This is a genomic window from Falsirhodobacter deserti (assembly GCF_004015795.1).
In the GTDB taxonomy this organism is placed as follows: Bacteria; Pseudomonadota; Alphaproteobacteria; order Rhodobacterales; family Rhodobacteraceae; genus Falsirhodobacter; species Falsirhodobacter deserti.
The window spans coordinates 99583-117590 of the sequence record NZ_ML137220.1; the positions used below are offsets into that span (position 1 = coordinate 99583).

The following is an 18008-nucleotide window of genomic DNA, read 5'->3' on the forward strand; positions in this document are numbered from 1 at the left end:
GCCTATTCCGCGTCAGCTTCCATCTCCTCCACGTCCGGTCCCTCATCGGCGGCCACACCAAGGCGCGCGGCAACATCGGGCGCGTAACGAAACAAGTCCTTCCGCAGTTTCAGCAGCGAAAGATCCTTTGTCTTCGCCTCCAGCATCACGTCGAATTCAAGACCGGCAGCGGTGCGCATGAACGTCGCAAATTCGAACGGGTTGGTGAAATCGGCATGGCCTGTCCAGACGGGGGGCAGCAGCACGGTCTTCGTGCGGGAGGTGGGCTTCACCACCCCCTTCGTGACCGCGCTGCCCTTTGCCGGTGCCGTCTTCAGCGCCTCGCGTTCCTTGTCGGTCACCTTTCGCTTGATCTCGCGCAGTTCGGTCCGCGGCGATGAGAAGTGGATCTTCGGCCTTACCCCTTTCGGCCAAGACCGGATGATGCGTTCCAGCGCGTCGCGAAGGTCCAGCCCCTCGGGGTTGAGACACCAGAAATGCTGGTAATCGAAGATCAGCGGAACGCCGCAGCGTTCATGAATCCAAAGAACATCGGCGGCGGAAAAGCGCAGGTCGTCATTCTCCAGCACAAGGCGGCGGCGGACGTGTTCGGGGCATTGCTCATACCCTTCGATCCAGCGGGCGCGGCTTGCCTCGTGGTCATTATAAACCCCGCCGACATGGGTCACCATGACCGCTTCCGGCCCCAGCCCCATCCGGTCCAGCATTTCCGCCTGAGAGCTGAGGTCCCATATGCTTTTCTTCGTCAGGGCCGGATCGGGGCTGTTCAGAAGCACGAATTGCGATGGATGGAAGGAAAGCCGTATGTCCAGTTCACGCGCCTTGCGGCCGATCGCGGCAAGTTCCGCATCGCTTTGCGCCACCATGTCGTGGAACTGCGGCATGTCGGGATGCGTGGCATAAGGCGCCAGATCCGAGGACATGCGGTACATGTCGATGCCCGCCTTCACCAGGTAATCAAGGATCGCGTCCAGATATTCCAGCGAGGTTTTCAGGTGCGGGCCTTGCTGCCAGCGGCGCGTATCGTTGCTTTTAAGATCGGCGCGCCCCATGACCTTGACGGGAAAGCCAAGCCGCAGTGGTCGAGTGTTCATGAGGGTACCTTTTCTTCGGGAAAGCCGATCCGCGCGGCAAAATCGTTCCAGTCATCTGGACGCAGCGCGCCGCCCGTTGCCTGTGCGTGGCCGCTGCCATATTCCGCACCGGCGCCGGGCGGGCGACGTTCCGCAAGAAACCCGATCAGGTTCGTGCCGGTGGACGTTCGGGCGGCAAAATGCACCCACCCCTCGCGATAGCCGGTGTTCACAGCCAGCACGATCTTGTCCTTCAGCCGCCCCCGCCAGCTTTGCGCGATCAGCGGATGGATCTGGCATGGGGAGGAGAAGCGGATCAGCGCAACGTCCCCCCGCACCTTCGGCGGCGTGCGCTTTGCGATATCAAGCTCTGCCGCGACCTCGGCCTTGGCCGCGCGAAGACGCTCCGTCTCGGGATGGCCACCTTTCAGAAGTTCCTTCGGCGAGGCGCAGCGGAGCAGAAGCGAAAGCGCCGGCCCCACATCCGCCGCAGCCGTTCGCCGGGGTGCATTGACCAGCGCAACCGCGTCGCGCAACGCCGTCTTGCCATAGAGTTTCTGCGCGTCCGCCAGTTCTGGGAATTCCCCATCCGCCATGTCGCCGATCAGGCCAAGCGCAGCCAGCCACAGAAGGTCATCCGCCGGACAGATCGCGCTGGCGCACCAGAACGCCAGAAGCGACGATGTCGGCTCCGGCTTCCACCCGTTTCCGGAAATGACGGTGGCATCGCCCGGCGTGCCGGTGGGGACGTGGTGATCGATCAGCACCGTCGGCAGGCCGGGGACGATCTTGCCTTCCCGCACCCCCAGATCTGTCACGATCAGGCCGGCAGGGCAACTATCCTCCAGTTCCTGCCGCAGGGCGGGAGACCACGGGTTTTCGCCCTTTCCCAGGATGCGGATATCGGCCGGCATGCCCGCACGGTGCAAAGCCTGCGAAAGGATCGCCGCTGCCGAAAGCCCGTCCGCATCGAAATGCCCTAGGATCAGCGGGCGGCGGTTCGGGTCAAACCGCTCCAGCGCCGTGCGAAAGGCGGGCCCCAATTCGGTCTTGTTCTGGATCCGGTGGCTGCACATGCCACCCCAACGGCGCAACTGCCCAAGCGGTTTCCAAAATGGAGGCCCGCAGTTTACTCTTCGCCGCCATTCCGCCGGGCAAGAACCGTGTCCGCCTGTGCCGCGGCGGTTGTCGCCCTGACAAGCATGTTGCGCAGCATGCTGACAGCGTCCTCGGCCTCGCCTTCCTCTTCCGCCTCTGTAAGCAGTTCATGCATCAGCGTCACGGTCTGTTTCGCGATGTCCGCGATCCGCGCCGCGTCTTCGGCTGAAAGCGTCTCGTCCCGCTCTGCCGCTTGCACAAGATCCACGATCTGCGTGACCGATGCCTGCATGTCTTCAAGATCGTCGCGTTCTTCAGGTGTCATCAGTGAAGGGCCCTTGAGGTTTGGAATTCAGCCGGAAGCAGGCCCCTCCTGTGTATGATATCCGTCTGCACCTGCCAACCCGAGGGCTTTGGCCGCAGAACCTCAAGATATTATCTTGACGTCGAGATATATGCGGCATATCAGCAGCCATGGATCAAGTGGATCGCATCTTGCAGCAGTGGGGCCGGGAACGGCCCGATCTTGACGTCGCACCGATGGGAACGCTCGGGCGGCTCAAACGGCTGGCCGATCATCTTTCGGAAGACCTTGCCTCCGGCTACAGGATGCATGATCTGACGCCAGCGGGTTTCGATGTTCTTGCAACCCTGCGACGGGCCGGAAAACCGTACGAGCTGAGCCCCTCCGCCCTGATCGCCTGGACAATGGTTGCCTCGGGCACGATGACGAACCGACTTGATCGACTGGAGGATGTGGGCCTGATCGAACGGCGGCGCAATCCTGAAGACGGGCGCGGATCGGTCGTTGCGCTCACAGCCCGCGGCCTTGCCCTGATTGACCGCGTCATCGAGGAGCATGTCGCCAACCAGCACCGCTTGCTGCAGGCGCTTGCCCCGGATCAACGCGCGCAGCTTGACGACTGCCTGCGCGTATGGCTGGGCATGTTTGAGCGGGTCGAGGCCCCGGACAGCGCCTGACGCGACCGCATGGGCAACGCCCTTTCCAACTCGAACGAAACAACAAGACGCGCAGGGAGTGCGCGCGGATCAATGAGGCTTTTCATGCACCGCCCCCCATTCCGGATGCTTCTTCCGGTCACCGTTGTTCTGGCTGGGCTTGCGCTGCGCCCGACGCTTGCCGCCATTGGCCCGCTGCTGGACGTGATCCAGAAGCAAACACATCTGTCCGATATCGCCGCAGGCCTGCTGACCACCTTGCCTGTGGCGCTGATGGGGCTTTGCATGTTCGCGACCGGCTGGCTTCGCAGGCTTCTGGGCGAACGTCACGGCATCGCCATCGGCATCGCGCTGGTTGCAGTCAGCAGCCTTGGCCGCTGGATCGGTCCGGACATGTTCACCCTTCTTGCGACGGCAGTGCTGAGTGGATTCGGGATCGCTTTGGTTCAGGCGCTGATGCCCCGCGTGATCCGGCGCAGGGCGGCAACGGATGCGGCAAGCCTCATGGGATTTTATTCCACGGCAATTATGGCGGGCGCCTTGTTGGCCAGTGCGGCAAGCCCGTGGGTGGCGCAGGTGGCAGGCTGGCCGGCGGCGCTTGGTATCTGGGCCGTTCCCGCAGCTCTTGCCGGTATCCTCTGGTGGTGGACCCTGTCCGAAGATCCCGTGGCCGCGCGCAACGCTGCGCCCTTGAAATTGCACCGCAAGTTGCGGGCGTGGCTGCTCATGGCGCTGTTCGGGCTTGGAACGGGCGCCTATACGCTGGTGCTGGCATGGCTTCCGCCCTTCTATCTTTCGCTTGGCTGGCGTGCCGAGGCTGCGGGGGGAATCCTCGCCGCCGTGACCCTGGCCGAGGTGGCCGCCGGCATCTCCGTCTCTGTCTGGATCGGCTGTTTCGTTGATCGTCGTCCGGCCTTGCTGGCGGCAACAGGCGCGTTGATCGTCGGGTTGATTTGCTTTGGCACGGCGCCACTGTTGCTTGCGTGGCCTGCCGCTGTGCTGACGGGGCTGGGGATTGGCGCGCTCTTCCCGCTTTCCTTGATCGTGGCGATGGATCACGGTCGCACCCCCGACGAGGCGGGCAGTATCGTCAGCTTCGTGCAGGGCGGTGGCTACATTCTTGCTGCCCTGCTTCCCCTTGTTGCCGGCATTACCCGCCAGCATCTTGCTGATCTAAGCTATGTGTGGTGGTTCATGGCCGCGCTTTGCCTTGCGCTTGGCTTTATCGCGATCTGCATGCGACCGGGATCGCGCCTCGGCAGTGCCGCAGAGGGCGAGACAACAGATTTTTGTTGCGAAAGCCGCCATTTGGGGAGATAAAGGTGAGTGAATCAGTAAACTAATGCCGCGCGGTGTCGCGGCGGTTCTCGCGCCAAGGCCCGTCCCCTCGTGCCCCAGCCAAGAGATCTCTTCGCCAGAGGACTCATGGCTCTCACATCCGATCAGATCCGCGCGCTTCGCAGCGAGAACCCGACTGCGCGGGCGCGCGATTTCGCCACCACCCATGGCATCGCCGAGGCGGAGCTGGTTGCCGCGCTTGGTCCACAGCGGATCAATCCCCATCCCGACCGGCTGTTCCCGCTGCTGGAAGAGTTAGGAGATGTCATGGCCCTGACCCGCAACAAAAGCGCCGTGTCCGAAATCATCGGAACCTATTCCAATTTTCAGTCTGGCCCCCACGCTTCCATGGTGACGGGGCCCCGGATCGACATGCGGATGTTCCCTACCCATTGGGTTCACGGCTTTGCGGTGACAGAGGGTGCGAAACGGTCGCTGCAGGTGTTCGATGCGGCGGGCGATGCGATCCACAAGGTGCATCTGCGAGAGGAGAGCAGCATCGCCGCTTTTGAGGCGCTGGTGGCCACGTTGCGGCTGCCCGATGCGCCGGTGACGCCGGAAGCCGGCGCACAGGTGGAACCGCCGCATGCCGATCCTGCGAGGGCAGAGGTTCTGCGCGCGGAATGGGACCGGATGACGGATACGCACCAGTTCGTCCGGATCACGCGCAAGCTGAAGATGAACCGCCTTGGTGCGTATCGGATCGTCGGTGCCCCGCGGGCCGTGCCGCTGCATCCGCTTGCAGTGACGGAGGTGCTGGAGCAGGCGGCGGCCCGAACGATCCCCGTGATGATCTTTGTCGGCAACCCTGGCTGCATCCAGATCCATGGCGGGCGGATCAGCAATATCCGCGCGACGGGCCCGTGGATCAACGTCCTTGATCCCGGTTTCGATCTGCATCTGCGGCAGGATCACGTCGCCGAGGCCTGGTGCGTGACGAAGCCCACGCAGCGTGGCCCTGCCATCTCTGTCGAGGCTTTTGATGCCAAGGGCCGGCTGATCGCGCAGATCTTTGGCGCCCGCAAGGATGCGCAGCCCGAAGCGTGGGCCGAACTTACATCTGCCCTGGCAGGGGTGGACGCGTGATCAGGCTGGCCTTTCTTCTGGCCTGCCTTGCCTTCCCTGCGGCGGCACAGGACCGAATCGTATCTTTGGGCGGTTCGGTTTCTGAAATCGTGGCAGCGCTTGGTGCAGCGGACCGGCTGGTTGCGCGCGATTCCACCACACTTTATCCGCCGGAGCTGATCGATCTGCCCGATGTCGGTTATATTCGCTCTCTTTCGCCCGAAGGTGTTCTTTCCGTCGGGCCGGACATTATCCTTGCCGAAGACGGCGCAGGGCCGGTGGAAGTCGTGGAAGCCCTGCAACAGGCGGGTGTGCCGTTCGTGTCCATCCCGGAAGACCCTTCGCCCGAAGGTGTGCTTGCGAAAATCCGTGCCGTTGCAGCCGCGCTGGACATGCCAGCGCAGGGCGAGGCGCTGGCCGCCGACGTGGCCGAAGCCTTCGCGGCGGTGCCGGAGCCAGAGGGGCAACCCCTGCGCGTGCTGTTCGTTCTGGCCCAACAAGGTGGGCGGCTGATGGTCGGCGGGCAGGGCACCGCAGCCGATGGGATCATCCGGCTGGCAGGGGGCATGAACGCGGCGACCGGCTTTTCCGGCTATAAACCCATGACGGACGAGGCGATCATTACGGCACAGCCCGACGCCATCCTGATGATGACCCGAGGCGAAAGCCATGCGCTGAGTGATGCCGACCTGCTTGCCCATCCTGCCTTGGCCGTTACACCTGCCGCGCAGATCCCTGTCATTCGCATGGATGGGCTGCTGCTTCTGGGATTTGGACCGCGCACGCCACAGGCCGCCCGCGATCTTCACGCCGCGATTTACGGTGGCTGATATGGTCGCGCTGAACCCTCCGATGCCGGGCGATCGCAGCCATCGTGCGCGCAGGCTGTTCCTGTGGCTTTCGGCATTGCTGGCCCTGGTGGCGGTGGTTTCCATCCAGACCGGTGCGTCGGGTGTGTCACTGGCGGGGCTTTGGGACGGGCAGGGACTGTCGCCGCGCGACAAGGTGATCCTGTGGGGTATCCGCCTGCCACGTCTCGTTATGTCCATGCTGGTGGGGGCGGCGCTGGCGGTTTCTGGCGCGGTGATGCAGGGCCTGTTCCGCAACCCCCTGGCCGATCCCGGCATCGTGGGTGTGGGCGCGGGGGCAAGCCTTGGCGCTGTGGTCGGGATCGTGCTGGGCGGCCTGCTGCCGGTTTGGGTTCTGCAGCAGGCCGGCGGGCAGTTGATCGGCCTGATGGCCTTTGCAGGAAGCACTGGTGTGACGCTGCTTCTGTATCGCGTGGCAACCCGAGGCGGGCGTACTTCCGTCGCGACGATGCTGCTGGCCGGGATCGCGATTGCCGCGCTGACAGGAGCGGTGACAGGGGTGCTGGTTTATCTGGCAGACGACCAGCAACTGCGCACGCTAACCTTCTGGGGCCTCGGGTCGCTTGCGGGGGCGACTTGGGGAAAGCTGGGGGCCGTTCTGCCCCTGATCCTGCCGCCGCTGCTGGCCGCGCCCTTGCTTGCACGCGGGCTGAACGGACTGGCACTGGGCGAGGCGGTCGCCGCCCATACCGGCCTGCCGGTGCAACGCATCAAGGCCGGCGCAATCCTGATTGTCGCGGCGGCCACGGGCGCATCAGTTGCCGTCGCTGGCGGGATCGGATTCATCGGGATCGTGGTGCCGCACCTTTTGCGCCTTTCCGTGGGGCCGGACCACCGCTGGCTGCTGCCCAATGCGGCGGTGCTGGGCGCCGCGCTTCTGACGCTCGCCGATATCGCGGCGCGGATGGTCGTTGCACCGGCAGAACTGCCCATCGGGATCGTGACGGCCCTTATCGGTGCACCGGTCTTCCTGTGGATCCTTCTGCAGCGCCGTGGAGTGGTGGACCTGTGATCCGTGCATCGAACCTGACTGTCCGCCTGCGCGACCGCGCGATCCTGCACGGCATTGACTTCTTCGCGCGGCTGGGAGAGGTGACGGCGATCGTCGGCCCCAACGGTTCGGGCAAGACGACGCTGATGCGGGCGCTGACCGGCGATCTGCCGGCCGAAGGGCAGATCGAGGTGGCCGGCCTGAACCCACGCACGGCAAAGCCGTGGCAGATGGCCGCGATCCGCGCCGTTCTGCCGCAAGCCACCCCCATGGCCTTTCCCTTCACGGTGCTGGAGGTGGTGCGCCTTGGCCTTCAGGCCGGCCTTGATGCGCGGCAACCGCACCTTGCCCTTGCCGCGCTGGCAAGGGTTGGGCTTCAGGGATACGAGGCCCGCTTTTATCAGGAGCTTTCGGGGGGCGAGCAGCAGCGCGTGCAGATCGCCCGGGTGCTGGCGCAGGTGAGCCGTCCGGGCGGGCGCTGGCTGATGCTGGACGAACCTGTCAGCAGTCTCGACATCGGCCACCAGCTTCAGATCATGGAACTGGCCGCAGATTTTGCGGCACAAGGCGGTGGCGTGATCGCCGTCATGCATGATCTGAACTTGACGGCCATGTTCGCCCAAAGCGTGGCGCTGCTGGCAGACGGGCGGCTGCTGGGGCAGGGGGCCCCGCGTCACGTCCTGACCGACCGCGCGCTTTCCGCCGCCTATCGCTGCCGGATCCGCGTCAACAAGACACCCGAAAGTGGGACGTGGCTTCTGCCGCATCTGGCCGAAAGCAACTGAACAACCGGCAGCCAGCCCCCCGCCAGCTTCCCCGAAAACGAAGAACCGAGGGAAACATGGTCAAACCATCCACACTCCGCACCGCCCTTTTGTGCGGCGCGGCATTTCTGCCGATGTCCGTTCGCGCGCAAGAGATGACGGCCTTGCCGGCCATCGTCGTTGACAGCAAGCGCGATGTTGCCACCGATACGGCCGTTCCGGTCACGCAGATCGACCAGCGGGAAATCGATGACCGGCAAGCCTCCACCATCGCGGAACTGATCGACAGCGTGCCGGGCGTGACGCTTATGAACGGCACTACGCCGGGCGGATCGGGCATCAACATCCGCGGCTTCGGAGCCACCGGCACCTATGGCACCGACCAGATGGTTCTGATCCAGGTGGATGGTGCAACCCAAGGGTCCGAGGAGCTGTATCGCATCGGCACCCAACTTTATACCGATCCCGCCCTTTATAAAGAGGTGGAGGTGCAGCGCGGAACCGTCGGAAGCTTCGAGTACGGATCGGGTGTGGTGGGCGGACTTGTTCGGCTGCAGACAAAGGATGCCTCTGATTTCACTGGCGGTGCATTGGGCTGGGCGGGCCGCCAAACGCTGGAACTCGGGACGAACGGTGACGGGATCACCTCCTCCTCCATTCTTGCATGGCAGCCGAGGCAGGATCTGGAGTTTCTTGCCCAATTTGTCTGGCGCACGCAGGACGAACAGAAAGACGGCGAGGGTGAGCCGACGGGCGCAGAAGGCTTCACGGATCCCAGCTATCTGCTGAAGGGCAAATATAGCTTCGGCGATCAGTCCGTCGCGCTGTCCTTCAACAACACCGAAACCACGGAACGGGATGTACCTTACGACCAGTTCGGCATTGGCCCGGGCTTTTTCGGGAACGTGGATCGCGATATTCGCAACCGCACCACGGTTCTGGCTTATGACTGGAACCCCGCCAGCCCGCTTTGGCATGTGAAGGCGAACCTGTCGCACGCCGATCAGCGCATTGACAGCAGCTATGTCGAGGGAAGCTCCCCCGGTGATATGGGGCGCAGCCTTGGCGATGCCGATCATCGCTATGAAACAACAAAGCTGACCGTGAAGAACAGCGCCTCCTTTGCCACTGGCACGGTGGCGCACGATCTGCGCGCCGGGGTGGAGGTGATCCACAAGAAGCGGAAGGAGGCATCCGCGGCCCCCGGCGGGACGGATGATCGCTTGGCGCTCTTCATCGTGGATGATGCAAGGCTGGGCAACTGGACCTTTAGCCCCGCGCTGCGTTACGAAACGCAGGATATGGAGCGTGCCTCGGGCGCGGCATCCTCTGCACCCACGGAATGTGATAACGACGCGGTGATGGGCGGACTCTCGATCCGCCATGGTTGGGGAAATGGCCTGTCGGCCTTCGTAAGCGGCGCCTATACCGAAACCCTGCCGATCCTTGATGACTTCGGCAACCTTGTCTTCATGCAGCAAAGCCAGAAGGCGCGGACATGGGAAATCGGCGCTGCCTATGAAACGCATGGGCTGGTGCAGGCGGGCGATGCCTTCCAGATCAAGGCGAACCTTTACCATACCGACCTTTGGGACGTGACCTCATACAGCGGTATCGACAAGGTCGAGACCCGGGGGATCGAGATTGAGGCGGCCTATTCGCTGGCCAACGGCTTTTATGCCGACCTGAACGCGAACATCGCCGAAGGGGATGCATCGGCAGACGGCACCAAAGGTTACTGGACGAACGCCGTAGCCGACCGTTTGCGCCTGACGCTGGGCCAGCGCCTGGGGGATGAACTGGATCTGAGCTGGGAAGCCGTGGCCAATGCCCGTTTCAACCGTGTGGCCAACATCTCTGATGAAACACCCGGCAGCGTGATCCACAACCTGCGCATCACCTATTCCCCGCGAGCCGGAATCGCCCGCGACGTCGAATTCCGTGTTGGGGTGGAGAATTTGTTCGACACTGACTATCGCCCGCGCCTTGCGACGCGCGATGCACCGGGACGCAACATCAAGTTCACGATCGCCAAGACATTCTGACCGGTGTTCCCAATGGCGGCGACCAAAGCCGCACACGCGCCGTCACCCATCGGGTGGCGTGACGCAAGTCATGATAATTGCCCTTTCACAGCCCCAAACAAATGGGGCTTATGAGATGCCCAACACACGGCTCTGCCCTTTTGCGTCACACGCGTCTTCTGGAGCATTTTCGCCTCCTCCAACTGGATTACTTCGGGGAGGACCCCTTTTCAGGGCAGGCCAGAACCTTCGTGCTGACGAGAAAGAGAATAGACGCCCGAAAAGCGGCGACGCGGCGCATCATGCAAGGGTAGAACCCCGCCATGTTGTTTGATCTTCCGGACCACCAGACTCTCTATGCTGCACTGCTGGCCCGCGACACGCGCTTCGACGGGCAGGCCTTCGTCTGCGTTTCCTCCACCGGCGTGTTCTGCCGGCTGACCTGTCCCGCGCGGAAGCCGAAGGCGGAGAACTGCACGTTCTTCGCCACAATCGGAGAGTGCATCGAGGCGGGTTATCGCGCGTGCAGACGCTGCCACCCGCTTCAGGCCGCCGCACTGGCTGATCCGACCATTGCGGCACTCCTTCGTGCGCTGGACGAACAGCCCGGCCTGCGTTGGTCCGAGGGTCACGTGGAACAGCTCGGCTTCGACCTTTCTACGGTGCGGCGCAGCTTCAAGCGGCAATTCGGCATGACGTTTCTGGAGATGGCCCGCCAGCGCCGCCTGCGCGAGGGCTTCGAGACGCTGGCCACGGGCGGCAAGGTCAGCACGGCCCAGCACGAGGCGAGCTTCGAGTCCGCCAGCGCCTTCCGCGCGGCCTTCGCGCGGCTTCTCGGCTGTGCACCTGCGGATCTGAGGGCGGGCCGGCTGCTGCGGGCGACGTGGATCCCGACCCCGCTGGGCGACATGATCGCCGTCAGCAGCCGCCGCCACCTTCACCTGCTGGAGTTTGTGGACCGCAAGGGGCTGCCCGCCGAACTGGCGCGACTGCAGGCCGGGTCGAAGGAAGGGATCGGGATCGGCTCCCTCCCGCCTTCCGAACAGGCGGCGGCGGAGCTGGCCGACTACTTCGCCGCCCGCTCGGACCGCTTCCGGACGCCGCTCGCCTTGGCCGGCAGTGCCTTCACGCAACAGGTTTGGGATGCGCTGCGCGAGATCCCGGCGGGCGAGACACGCAGCTATTCCGAGATTGCGCGGCAGGTCGGCCGTCCCTCGGCCGTGAGGGCGGTCGCGCGTGCCAATGGCGCCAACCAGATCGCGTTGATGATTCCGTGTCACCGCGTCATCGGCGCCGATGGCTCCCTCACCGGCTATGGCGGCGGCCTCTGGCGCAAGCAACGCCTGATCGAGATCGAGCGGCAGCTCAGGACAACAAAGAAGGAAACTTTCGCATGACATCACAGATAGACAAGGCCGAGCGGTTCCGTCGCCTGCATGCCCCGAACCACCCGCTTATCCTCTACAACATCTGGGATGCTGGCAGTGCGAAGGCGGTGGCCCGCGCCGGAGCGAAGGCCATTGCGACCGGAAGCTGGTCGGTGGCGGCAGCTCAGGGCTACGAGGACGGGGAGGAACTTCCTCTGGATGACGCGCTGGCGGTGGTTGGCAGGATCGTGCGGAGCGTGGAATGTCCTGTCACCGTGGACTTCGAGGGCGGGTATGCCGTCGATCCTGACACCGTAGGCCAGAACGTCCGCCGCCTACTGATGCTTGGAGTGATCGGCCTGAACTTCGAGGATCAGGTGGTGAATGCCCCCGGCCTCTACAGCATTGAAGATCAGGTGGAGCGGCTGCGCGCTGTTCGCGCCGCCGCCGACGCGTTGGGTATCCCCGCCTTCATCAACGCCCGCACGGACGTGTTCCTGAAGGCGGCACCCGATGTGGATCACGCTAGTCTTGTGGACGATGCCTTTGCCCGCGCCGCAGCCTATGCCCAAGCGGGCGCGGATGGGTTCTTCGTGCCGGGGCTGACGGACAAGGCGCTGATCCGCACCATCTGCGAGACGGTCGCGCTTCCGGTCAACGTTATGGCTGCAGATCCGCAGGGTATCGGCGACCTTGCAAACCTCGGCGTTTCACGCATCAGCTTCGGGCCCAATCCGTATATCAGATTGGCCGCCGTCCTAAAACGCGAAGCGGGTGCCTGTGTCTGAATGCGAGTGTAGGGCCAACGCGGAAGTTCGTCTCACAAACGGCAGCAAAGGGCTCTGAACTTCGAGGAGGCACGTTGCCGACCTGAGGATGCCAGCGCATGATATGCTGTCGCTGTCCCCGATCGGCACCACTATGACACCGAACGACGATCCATTCAGGTAACTGTGACTTAGGTACTGTGCCAACCATATTTCTCGTTGCTCGATTTTTCAGGCAAACCCTGTGACGCAAACAGGGCAAAGATCCTCCTGTAAGGGCGACTATCAAGAGTTATCCAAGCGGCGCCTTTTTCGGATCTAATCAAACATATCATATATGTACTACGATTGCCGCACAAATGGTATGATAAATATATTGACAGAACTGGCCTGAGATCGGCAGGATCAGACCGCGGTCGCGCCCAAGGGCCTGCCGCGGGACGGGCGAAATGCCCATGGGGAGGATACTGATGAAACATAAAAACATCCTGCTGGCAGGTGTCGCGACGCTGTGCGCGATGGCCGGCGCAGCCAGTGCCTGTGAAACCACCCTGCGATCCAGCGACACGCATCCGGACGGCTATCCCACCGTCGAAGCGGTGCGCGCGATGGGCGAGATGGTCAAAGAGCGGTCCGGCGGTCGCATCTGCATCGAAGTCTATCCCTCCTCGCAGCTGGGCGAAGAAAAGGACGCGATCGAACAAACGCAGTTCGGCGTGATCGACATGATCCGCGCCAGCTTCGGCACCTTTGACACCCTCATCCCGGAAACGCGCATTGTTTCGCTGCCTTACCTTTTCCGCGATGTGGATCACATGCACGCCGTGATGGATGGCGAAATCGGCGACGGCATTCTTGAATCGTTCGCCGCGCACGATCTGGTGGGGCTTGCCTTCTATGATGCGGGTGCCCGCAGCTTCTACAACTCGCAAAAGCCCATCTCCTCGATCGAGGATATGGAGGGCATGAAGTTCCGCGTCATCCAGTCGGACGTCTTCGTAGACATGGTCGATGCCCTTGGCGCCAACGCGACCCCGATGCCCTATGGCGAGGTATACTCCTCCATCCAGACAGGCATTCTGGACGGCGCCGAGAACAACTGGCCGTCCTACGACACATCGGGGCATTACGAGGTTGCGAAATACTTCACGCTGGACGAACACCTGATCGTGCCGGAGATCGTCGCGATGTCCAAATCGACATGGGATGGCCTTTCCGCCGAGGATCAGGAGATCATCCGCCAGGCCGCGCAGGATTCCGTTGCCGTGCAGCGTGATCTTTGGGCGAAGGCAGAGGCAGCATCGCGGGCGCGCGTGGAAGAGGCCGGGGTCGAGATCGTCGAAGGGATCGACAAGCAACCCTTCATCGACGCGATGGCACCCCTTTACGAAAAATACGTGACCACGCCCGAGGCGAAGGATCTGGTCCAGCGTATCCGGGATACCGAATGACAAGTTCGACTATGGAAGCTGGCGGCCTCAGGGCCGCCATGCTGCGCGTCGCCGGCGTGACGGAACGGCTTTCAACCATTGCCCTGTGGCTTGCCGGCACAGGACTTGTGCTGATGACAGCCTTTGTCTTTGCGCAGGTTGTCTGGCGTTACGTTCTGGGGTCTTCACTGCAATGGGCGGAACCCGGCTCTGTGATGATCATGGGCTGGTTCATCTTCCTGGGTGCAGCGGTGGGAATCCGGGAAGGTTATCACCTTTCCTTCGACGTGCTGCTTTATCTTGCCTCAGACCGTTTGCGGGCCGTGCTGTTCACGGTTTCCGACATCGTCGTAGGGGCGTTCGGCTTTGGAATGGCGTTCTATGGTGTCCAGCTTGCCGCCAAATCGGCAGGCAGCAGCATTCCGGGCATCGGTGTGTCGCGGATGTGGGATTTCGCCCCGGTCATCGGCGGGGGCGCGCTTCTGGTTATTTTCTGCGCCGAACGCATTGCACGGCGCGCAGCGGGACTTCCGACCCGGCGCTTCGGAGACGAGACGGTGGAGGAATAAGTGGAGCTTTGGATTCTTTTCGGCAGCTTCGTGCTGCTTTTGCTGATCGGTACGCCCGTGGCCTTCTGCCTGGGCGCCGCCAGCTTCTTCACCGTGCTTTACATGGGACTGCCGCCGGTGGTGGTGTTCCAACGGCTGAATTCGGGCATCTCGGTCTATGCGCTGATGGCGATTCCGTTCTTCATTTTTGCGGGCGATCTGATGGTGCGCGGGGATATCGCGCGGCGGCTGGTTGCACTGGCAGGGGGGCTGGTCGGGCACCTGCGGGGCGGGCTGGGGCAGGTCAACATCCTTGCCTCGGTGATGTTCGGGGGCGTTTCCGGTTCGGCGGCTGCGGATGCATCGGCCGTGGGTGGCCTGATGGTTCCGCAAATGAAGGCGCGTGGATACAGCGCCGACTATGCGGTCAACATCACGGTCGTCGGTTCCATCATCGCGTTGATGATCCCGCCGTCGCACAACATGATCATCTATTCGATCGCAGCCGGCGGGCGGCTTTCCATCGCTGATCTGTTCACCGCAGGGATCATTCCGGGCCTGTTGCTTGCCCTTTCGCTGATGGTGGCGGCATGGTTTGTGGCACGCCGTCGCGGCTATCCGACCGAGCCGTTCCCCGGCCTTCGCATTCTGGGCGTGATGTTCGTCTCGGCGCTGCCCGGCCTGCTGCTGATCGCGATCATCTTCGGCGGCGTCCGGTCGGGCATCTTCACCGCGTCCGAAAGCTCCAACATCGCTGTCGTTTATGCGCTTCTGGTGACGCTGCTGGTTTATCGCACATTGGGATGGGAAGATTTCAAGGAAGCCACCTTTGGCGCCGTCCGCACCACTGCGATGGTGTTGATGGTAATCGGCAGCGCGGCCTGCTTCGGCTGGCTTCTCGCTTTCCTGAAGGTGCCCACGTCGATGATCGCCTTCTTGCAGGGCATCTCGGACAATCCGCTGGTGATCCTGCTGCTGATCAACCTGACCCTGCTGGTGCTGGGCACGTTCATGGACATGTCGCCCCTGATCGTGATCACCACGCCGATCTTCCTGCCCGTGGCGCAGGCGTTCGGGGTCGATCCGGTGCATTTCGGGGTTATCCTGATCCTGAACCTCGGGATCGGCCTGTGCACGCCGCCGGTAGGATCCGTGCTGTTCGTCGGCTGTGCCGTGGGGCGCATCGGGATCGGCGAGGCCATGCGGTCCATCTGGCCGTTCTATGGCGCGGCCTGCATGACGCTGGTCCTTGTCACCTATATTCCGGCCCTGTCGCTCTGGTTGCCGGCACTTTTCCACTGACACGATCCGGCGGCGCTTCACGGCGCCGCCGCTGCCTTGTTCCTTGCACGGCACGTCGGGACACTTACATGAGGTACCCGACCCCCTGCGCAATGAAGTGGTGAACGTCCGGCCGGGCCGTGGCAGTCACGCTGCATGAAAGGAACGCTCATGAAAATCCTCGTGGTTCTTACCTCGCACGACCAGCTTGGCGATACCGGCAAGAAAACCGGTTTCTGGCTGGAGGAACTGGCCGCCCCCTACTATGTTTTCAAGGATGCCGGGGCAGAGGTCGTCCTTGCCTCGCCCCAGGGCGGGCAGCCGCCACTTGATCCCAAAAGCGCCGAACCCTCGTTCCAGACCGAACTGACGCGGCGCTTCGAGGCTGACGACGAAGCGAAGGCGCAGCTGGCCGCCACCGTAAGGCTTTCGTCGGTGAACCAGCAGGACTTCGATACCGTCTTTTATCCGGGTGGCCATGGCCCGCTGTGGGATCTGGCGGAGGATCAGCATTCCATCAAACTGATCGAGGATTTCATCGCGGCGGGCAAGCCTGTTGCGCTCGTGTGCCACGCGCCCGGCGTGCTGCGGCATGTGAAAACCCCCGAAGGCAAGCCGCTGGTCGACGGCAAGACCGTGACAGGCTTCACCAATACCGAGGAAGAGGCTGTCGAATTGACCGATGTCGTGCCGTTCCTTGTGGAAGATGAGCTGATCGCCAAGGGCGGTAAGTTCACCAAGGGCGAGGACTGGTCTTCCCATGTGGTGCAGGATGGGTTGCTGATCACCGGCCAGAATCCCGGTTCTTCGGAAGAGGCGGCAGAAAAGCTTCTGGCGGCGCTGAAAGCCTGAACCACCTCAGCCCTTGGCCTTCTGCGTGAACCAGTCGGCATAGGGCGTGTTACGGGCCATGCGCCGGTTCAGATCCGGCGCATCGTCCTTCCACCAGACGGGGCCCCGCTCTCCCAATGCGATCTTCGCCCGGTTCACGGCGGTATGGGCGGCGTCTTCTGCCTGTTGGTTGCCGCTGCTGCGGGCTGCTTTCACTGCGCGCCGCGCTGCCATCAGATTCTTCACAAGGCGCTCCCGTTCCGCGTCGGACAAATGCGGATTTGCCGCCCGCCAAAGCCGCCCGCGCACGATGATATAGCGTCCGTCAGGTGTTAGAAGCGGCATGGTCGCGCAGCATCTTGCGTTCATGTTCCGTTGGCAACGCCTCCACTGCCCGCTGGGTGGCCAGTGCGGCCTGCTGCAGAACCGCTGATCTGAAGCTGGTATCGCCCAGTCGGCCAAGTGCGGAAAGCGCCTTTTGCAGGCGCAGTTGTACTTCGATCTGGCCGGCGCCATCGCGGGCGATCAACATGAAGGCGTCCTCCAGCATCTCATCATCGCGCAGAACCGCAAGGAAGACGCGATCATGTTCCGGCTTCACAGCCTCGCGCGGGCGGTTTGCCCAGATGGTCAGCACGCGGGTCAGGCGCCCGATGACGTCAATCGCCGTGCCAGGATCGTTGACCGCGGGCGACAAGGCGCGCAGGGCGATCTCGCTCATCACGACAAGGCCGAAGCGCGGATCCTGATCGAAGCTGCGTTCCTCGCCGACGGTGAAAGCGGTACGCACAACCTGTTCCGCTTCGTCGTCGGGCGCGCGGCCCAGATAGGCCAGAACCGTGCCATGAAACACGAAGGCCCCTGGACGCAACGGTACGAATATGTCGATACCCTCCCGCTCTGCCAGATCCTGCAGGGCCGTCGTATCGACATGGCGCAGATAGCCGACCTCTTCGGCCTTTACGGGATAACGGTCCAGAAACGCGGCCGGCAGCGGACGGCAGCCAAGAAAGGGCTGCTCTATCCGGTTGTTCATCGCCGTGGTGGCGGCTTTTTCGACGCGTCCCGTTGTTTCCCCAACACGGCCAAGGCGGGTCAGATGGTCGATCCACCGCAGAAGCGATATGACAATCAGCCCGATGATCCCGACGGTGAAGAAGAAGAGCACAAGCCGGCCCCGTTCGCCATAAACGCCGGTGGGCAAAAGGATCAGGCCAACGATCGCGAACAGGAACGAGCCGATGAAGGCCGACAGCGCGTTCTGCGTCACCCGGTCCTCGATCAGAAGGGGGGTCGCGCGGGGCGTCACGTTGCTTGTCGCTGAACCATATGCCGCCGTCATGACGCTGAGCGAGAATGTCGTCACCGCCAGCATGCTGGAGGCGATGATGTTCAACAGGCTTTCGACCGCCTCGGCGGCGATCTGTCCGGGCAGATCCCACGGAATGAGTCTTTCAAGAACGGCTGCCAGTCCCGCCGTCAAGATCCCCAGCAGCCCGATCAGGCTGGTTCGCAACCAGATCCGTCGGCTTACCTGGGCAAGTATCCACCTCCATCGCGTCATTGGTCGGGCCTGCTGTTACCGGTCATCATGGCCCATGA

At 63.0% G+C, this 18008-nt stretch carries 18 protein-coding genes; 13 read left to right on the forward strand and 5 right to left on the reverse strand.

Translation table 11 applies throughout. The annotated features are described in order from the left end of the window. Positions 1 to 2 precede the first annotated feature (2 nt). From uvsE to JX25_RS13235, 3 genes are read right to left on the reverse strand one after another with little or no spacing between them, the layout of a single operon-like run. On the reverse strand, positions 3 to 1094 hold the full coding sequence (gene uvsE / locus JX25_RS13225) for a UV DNA damage repair endonuclease UvsE (RefSeq protein WP_164876162.1): 1092 nt from the start codon (positions 1092 to 1094) through the stop codon (positions 3 to 5). Continuing rightward, positions 1091 to 2149 carry a DHH family phosphoesterase gene (locus JX25_RS13230; RefSeq protein WP_206611598.1) on the reverse strand — a complete coding sequence of 353 codons (1059 nt, stop codon included), beginning with the start codon at positions 2147 to 2149 and terminating at the stop codon, positions 1091 to 1093. The genes uvsE and JX25_RS13230 overlap by 4 nt, the downstream gene beginning before the upstream one ends. 53 nt (positions 2150 to 2202) lie before the next feature. Next, the gene (locus JX25_RS13235; protein ID WP_128255570.1) at positions 2203 to 2496 is read right to left on the reverse strand and encodes a hypothetical protein; all 294 of its coding nucleotides are present in this window, start codon (positions 2494 to 2496) and stop codon (positions 2203 to 2205) included. A gap of 149 nt (positions 2497 to 2645) precedes the next feature. Between JX25_RS13235 and JX25_RS13240 the strand changes: the two genes are divergently transcribed. The 13 genes from JX25_RS13240 (at position 2646) to JX25_RS13300 (ending at position 16427) form a co-directional block, all read left to right on the forward strand. Beyond that, entirely contained in the window at positions 2646 to 3152 is a 507-nt protein-coding gene (locus JX25_RS13240) for a MarR family winged helix-turn-helix transcriptional regulator (RefSeq protein ID WP_128255571.1), read from the forward strand. 84 nt (positions 3153 to 3236) lie between these two features. Continuing rightward, the gene (locus JX25_RS13245) at positions 3237 to 4451 is read left to right on the forward strand and encodes an MFS transporter (protein ID WP_206611599.1); all 1215 of its coding nucleotides are present in this window, start codon (positions 3237 to 3239) and stop codon (positions 4449 to 4451) included. A gap of 105 nt (positions 4452 to 4556) precedes the next feature. Further along, positions 4557 to 5555, forward strand: a complete 999-nt coding sequence (locus tag JX25_RS13250; RefSeq protein ID WP_128255573.1) for a hemin-degrading factor — start codon at positions 4557 to 4559, stop codon at positions 5553 to 5555. Continuing rightward, positions 5552 to 6364 (forward strand): heme/hemin ABC transporter substrate-binding protein, encoded by an 813-nt coding sequence (locus tag JX25_RS13255; RefSeq protein ID WP_128255574.1) that lies wholly within the window; start codon positions 5552 to 5554, stop codon positions 6362 to 6364. The genes JX25_RS13250 and JX25_RS13255 overlap by 4 nt, the downstream gene beginning before the upstream one ends. 1 nt (position 6365) lies before the next feature. After that, positions 6366 to 7415 (forward strand): FecCD family ABC transporter permease, encoded by a 1050-nt coding sequence (locus tag JX25_RS13260; protein WP_128255575.1) that lies wholly within the window; start codon positions 6366 to 6368, stop codon positions 7413 to 7415. Then, positions 7412 to 8179, forward strand: a complete 768-nt coding sequence (locus JX25_RS13265) for a heme ABC transporter ATP-binding protein (RefSeq protein ID WP_128255576.1) — start codon at positions 7412 to 7414, stop codon at positions 8177 to 8179. Before JX25_RS13260 ends, JX25_RS13265 begins: the two co-directional genes overlap by 4 nt. Positions 8180 to 8235: 56 nt before the next feature. Continuing rightward, positions 8236 to 10203 (forward strand): TonB-dependent receptor domain-containing protein, encoded by a 1968-nt coding sequence (locus tag JX25_RS13270; RefSeq protein WP_128255577.1) that lies wholly within the window; start codon positions 8236 to 8238, stop codon positions 10201 to 10203. Positions 10204 to 10505: 302 nt separating this feature from the next. Further along, positions 10506 to 11579 (forward strand): bifunctional transcriptional activator/DNA repair enzyme AdaA, encoded by a 1074-nt coding sequence (locus JX25_RS13275; protein WP_128255578.1) that lies wholly within the window; start codon positions 10506 to 10508, stop codon positions 11577 to 11579. Then, on the forward strand, positions 11576 to 12337 hold the full coding sequence (locus JX25_RS13280; RefSeq protein WP_128255579.1) for an isocitrate lyase/PEP mutase family protein: 762 nt from the start codon (positions 11576 to 11578) through the stop codon (positions 12335 to 12337). Before JX25_RS13275 ends, JX25_RS13280 begins: the two co-directional genes overlap by 4 nt. Positions 12338 to 12786: 449 nt before the next feature. After that, the gene (locus JX25_RS13285) at positions 12787 to 13767 is read left to right on the forward strand and encodes a TRAP transporter substrate-binding protein (RefSeq protein WP_128255580.1); all 981 of its coding nucleotides are present in this window, start codon (positions 12787 to 12789) and stop codon (positions 13765 to 13767) included. Then, on the forward strand, positions 13764 to 14315 hold the full coding sequence (locus tag JX25_RS13290; protein ID WP_241557969.1) for a TRAP transporter small permease: 552 nt from the start codon (positions 13764 to 13766) through the stop codon (positions 14313 to 14315). Before JX25_RS13285 ends, JX25_RS13290 begins: the two co-directional genes overlap by 4 nt. Next, a complete protein-coding gene (locus tag JX25_RS13295) occupies positions 14316 to 15596 on the forward strand; it encodes a TRAP transporter large permease (protein WP_128255581.1) in 1281 nt (426 codons plus the stop codon). A gap of 150 nt (positions 15597 to 15746) precedes the next feature. After that, positions 15747 to 16427, forward strand: coding sequence for a type 1 glutamine amidotransferase domain-containing protein (locus JX25_RS13300; RefSeq protein WP_128255582.1), 681 nt, complete (start codon positions 15747 to 15749; stop codon positions 16425 to 16427). Positions 16428 to 16433: 6 nt separating this feature from the next. On the opposite strand, the gene JX25_RS13305 is transcribed toward JX25_RS13300, so the two are convergent. Next, a complete protein-coding gene (locus JX25_RS13305) occupies positions 16434 to 16751 on the reverse strand; it encodes a hypothetical protein (protein ID WP_128255583.1) in 318 nt (105 codons plus the stop codon). Continuing rightward, entirely contained in the window at positions 16732 to 17922 is a 1191-nt protein-coding gene (locus JX25_RS13310; protein ID WP_206611600.1) for a DUF2254 domain-containing protein, read from the reverse strand. Before JX25_RS13310 ends, JX25_RS13305 begins: the two co-directional genes overlap by 20 nt. Positions 17923 to 18008: the final 86 nt, after the last annotated feature.

What these genes read in the sequence shown, in the direction of transcription:
- uvsE (WP_164876162.1), bottom strand. Translation starts at nt 1,094, where the DNA reads ATGAACACTCGACCACTGCGGCTTGGCTTTCCCGTCAAGGTCATGGGG.
- JX25_RS13230 (WP_206611598.1), bottom strand. Translation starts at nt 2,149, where the DNA reads ATGTGCAGCCACCGGATCCAGAACAAGACCGAATTGGGGCCCGCCTTT.
- JX25_RS13235 (WP_128255570.1), bottom strand. Translation starts at nt 2,496, where the DNA reads ATGACACCTGAAGAACGCGACGATCTTGAAGACATGCAGGCATCGGTC.
- JX25_RS13240 (WP_128255571.1), top strand. Translation starts at nt 2,646, where the DNA reads ATGGATCAAGTGGATCGCATCTTGCAGCAGTGGGGCCGGGAACGGCCC.
- JX25_RS13245 (WP_206611599.1), top strand. Translation starts at nt 3,237, where the DNA reads ATGCACCGCCCCCCATTCCGGATGCTTCTTCCGGTCACCGTTGTTCTG.
- JX25_RS13250 (WP_128255573.1), top strand. Translation starts at nt 4,557, where the DNA reads ATGGCTCTCACATCCGATCAGATCCGCGCGCTTCGCAGCGAGAACCCG.
- JX25_RS13260 (WP_128255575.1), top strand. Translation starts at nt 6,366, where the DNA reads ATGGTCGCGCTGAACCCTCCGATGCCGGGCGATCGCAGCCATCGTGCG.
- JX25_RS13270 (WP_128255577.1), top strand. Translation starts at nt 8,236, where the DNA reads ATGGTCAAACCATCCACACTCCGCACCGCCCTTTTGTGCGGCGCGGCA.
- JX25_RS13275 (WP_128255578.1), top strand. Translation starts at nt 10,506, where the DNA reads ATGTTGTTTGATCTTCCGGACCACCAGACTCTCTATGCTGCACTGCTG.
- JX25_RS13280 (WP_128255579.1), top strand. Translation starts at nt 11,576, where the DNA reads ATGACATCACAGATAGACAAGGCCGAGCGGTTCCGTCGCCTGCATGCC.
- JX25_RS13285 (WP_128255580.1), top strand. Translation starts at nt 12,787, where the DNA reads ATGAAACATAAAAACATCCTGCTGGCAGGTGTCGCGACGCTGTGCGCG.
- JX25_RS13290 (WP_241557969.1), top strand. Translation starts at nt 13,764, where the DNA reads ATGACAAGTTCGACTATGGAAGCTGGCGGCCTCAGGGCCGCCATGCTG.
- JX25_RS13300 (WP_128255582.1), top strand. Translation starts at nt 15,747, where the DNA reads ATGAAAATCCTCGTGGTTCTTACCTCGCACGACCAGCTTGGCGATACC.
- JX25_RS13305 (WP_128255583.1), bottom strand. Translation starts at nt 16,751, where the DNA reads ATGCCGCTTCTAACACCTGACGGACGCTATATCATCGTGCGCGGGCGG.